Source organism: Stenotrophomonas sp. STEN018, assembly GCF_056760235.1.
In genome coordinates this window covers 1-2,321 of record NZ_JBRREK010000125.1, presented here as the reverse complement: position 1 = coordinate 2,321, position 2,321 = coordinate 1, and the positions used below count along the sequence as shown (strand labels likewise).

The following is a 2,321-nucleotide window of genomic DNA, read 5'->3' as shown; positions in this document are numbered from 1 at the left end:
CGTGTTTTAGAGCCTGCAATCACTCAAATTAACGAAAAAACCGACATTAAAATTAAAGTCGAACAGCATAAAACAGGACGTTCTATTACAGGATTTTCATTCAAGTTTAAGCAAAAACAAACGGCAATTTCTGAGAAAACAATACCTACACAACGAGATCAAAACACGCCCGATCTATTCACCAAAATGACAGATCCGCAACGCTTTCTATTTGCTCACAAGCTGTCTGAAATGCCTGAAATGAGCAAATACTCTGAGGGTACAGAATCTTATGAAGATTTTGCGAAACGTATAGCAGACATGCTTTTAGAGCCTGAAAAATTTAAAAAGTTTTATCCGCTTTTAGAAAAACTTGGCTTTGGTTCTAAGAAAATTCAACCTACAGTCAAACAGGTTGATCAAGTCAAAACCTACAATATCGAAGATCACAAGTTTATTGCATTCGACCCAAGGGGGAGCGTTCATCTTTCGAGCTGTGCTTTCAACATTGCACGGGACAAAAGGTATAAGCACATGAAAAAAGATAGCGAAAAAATGACAGACTTTGAAAACAGGTTAAAAACGATGCTTCTCGATGAAAAACAACAATCGCAATTTTTTGAGATTTTGAGAGGTGAAAAATCAAGGTTTGAACTTAACTAAAATTTCCTCTGAAAAAGATTTCAAAACGCCCCAATTTTTGGGGCTTATTTTTATCTTTTTCAGAGGTCGGTTTTTTGTTTCTCGGAGAGAAACGCGTAAGCGTGCATTCCCTCCTGCTGTCGGAAAATGATAAATCTCCAAACCGCTAAAAATTTTCTTGTTAGCAAAGCACCAATATCGAATTTCACCCCATAGCGTAAAAACCGCCTAAAATCGCATTTAAGCGCCTTTTCCTCAAAAACAGGGAAATCTAGCCAAACAGGGCTAAAAACGCCAATAAACGCAAAATAGGAGCATTTAGACCATGAAATTGAGTGATGTCGAAAAAAATAATCGTTTGTCAGAGGTGTTTTTAAAGAAATCAGATCGAGAATATTACGATTTAGAAATCACTGAAGATCATCAAAAACTTTATGATCAGTACGTTTCATGTGATTTAAACAAGCAAGATTTTGAAGAACAACTAAACAAATTGATCAAGTAACCGAGCGAGTGTCTACGAGCGACTGAGCGTTATAAAAATTTGCCCCTGCCTTTTCCCTGATTACAAGCTCCCTGTTGCTTCATAACGAGATTTACAGAGCAAAGCGACTGTAGCCACTGGCTCCATGACGAGCGAAGCGAGCATAAAGCTTTATGAGCGAAGCGAATCCATTCTTGTTTTTAGCGTCCTAGCCGGTCTTTGAAAAAAACTGCCCCCAGGAATCGAGCGCAGCGAGATTCAATAGAGTTTGAGCGAAGCGAAAACATAGGGCAGTTTTAAATGCTTTTTAATTTTTTTTTGGCTTTTAATAATCTTTTAAGCTTTTAAATGCTTTTAGACACGCTGAAAGCCTTGCTATACGTGCATTTCAAGCCTCATAAAGCTACATTTTCCGTGCAATACCGTTACATTTTCCGTGCAAAAAAATGAAAAATCGAGTTTATAAAGCTACATTTTCCGTGCATATTGATACATAGTTTGTTAGTGTAACAATAACAACATTAATAAATAGGGTAATGGAATGGGTGATTTAGTTGTTAAAGATAATGCGTTAATTAATGCGAGTTACAATCTCGATTTGGTCGAACAAAGATTAATACTTTTAGCAATCATTGAAGCCCGTCAAAGTGGCAAAGGCATTAATGCAAATGACCCTTTAACTATTCATGCTGAAAGCTATATTAATCAGTTTTCAGCACATAGGAATACGGCTTACGAAGGTTTGAAAAGTGCATGTAAGGCACTGTTTTCAAGATATTTCACATATCAAGAACCTAGAGGAAAGGCTATAGCTAATATTCAAAGTCGTTGGGTTTCACAAATTGCTTATATTGATGAACAGGCAAAAGTCGAGATTATCTTTGCTCCAGCCATCATTCCATTGATTACACGCTTAGAAAAAGAATTTACAAAGTACGACATACAACAGGTTTCTGGACTATCAAGCGGTTATGCAATAAGGCTTTATGAGCTATTGATTGCTTGGCGTAGCACAGGCAAAACGCCTATTATTGAAATAAATGAATTTAGAAAAAAGCTTGGTGTTCTTGATACTGAATACAAGCAAATGAATAATTTTAAAAGCCGTGTTTTAGAGCCTGCAATCACTCAAATTAACGAAAAAACCGACATTAAAATTAAAGTCGAACAGCATAAAACAGGACGTTCTATTACAGGATTTTCATTCAAGTTTAAG

3 protein-coding genes are annotated in these 2,321 nt (G+C 36.4%); all 3 read left to right on the top strand.

The genetic code is table 11. The annotated features are described in order from the left end of the window. The coding region (locus ACVOMB_RS20950; protein WP_481532919.1) for a hypothetical protein at positions 1-642 on the top strand (642 nt) is incomplete at its 5' end. Positions 643-946: 304 nt separating this feature from the next. After that, positions 947-1,126 (top strand): hypothetical protein, encoded by a 180-nt coding sequence (locus ACVOMB_RS20945; RefSeq protein WP_440271982.1) that lies wholly within the window; start codon positions 947-949, stop codon positions 1,124-1,126. A gap of 520 nt (positions 1,127-1,646) precedes the next feature. Further along, positions 1,647-2,321 (top strand): replication initiation protein RepM (repM, locus tag ACVOMB_RS20940; RefSeq protein ID WP_481532918.1); only part of this gene is annotated, 675 nt, incomplete at its 3' end.